Annotated in this window: 1 protein-coding gene; it reads right to left on the bottom strand. The window is 34.7% G+C overall.

Annotated elements, in window-relative coordinates:
• Positions 1-479, bottom strand: a 479-nt coding sequence (locus Rain11_RS13800; protein ID WP_101359949.1) for an IS1 family transposase, incomplete at its 3' end; no start/stop codon positions are given.
• Positions 480-539: the final 60 nt, after the last annotated feature.

Below are 539 nucleotides of genomic sequence, written 5' to 3'. Positions count from 1 at the left end.
TCAATTTCAATATCTTTAAGCATTTGAAGTAGTTTTTTAATTGTTTTAGCACTGCGATTGCCTATCACATAGCCTAAGACTTCATTCGTTTCAGGAGCATAGGCATAGAAAAGCCATCGCTTGTGCTTTTTCTTATGCTGAACATAAGACCAAAATTCGTCAATTTGAACACTTTTGTAGTGCTTTTGCTTGGGAGTTATCACACACTTTTCAGACTGTTTAAGTAGCTGATTTAACACACAAGCACGACTGACTTGTAAGACCGTTGCAATATCTCGTATGCCACTATTTCTTAATAACATACTTACTATCAGATGTTTAATTTTAGGGTCTGCTCCCTTGTACCGATAAGCCTGTTGAAACTGCTTACCACAAGATTTACACAAAAAATTTTGTGTTCCATCTTTTTTACGACCATTTTTCACTACCTTTGTACCTTGACAATGAGGGCAGTTTACTTTTGTTAATACTTTAGACATATTACAAAAATACGCCCTCTTTGTCTTTTACAAAAATATCATACAATCTTTACCACAACC

Source organism: Raineya orbicola, from assembly GCF_002843425.1.
GTDB classification, from domain to species: Bacteria; Bacteroidota; Bacteroidia; order Cytophagales; family Thermonemataceae; genus Raineya; species Raineya orbicola.
Note: the sequence above shows the minus strand (reverse complement) of the source record. Positions and strands in the feature narration are given on the sequence as shown.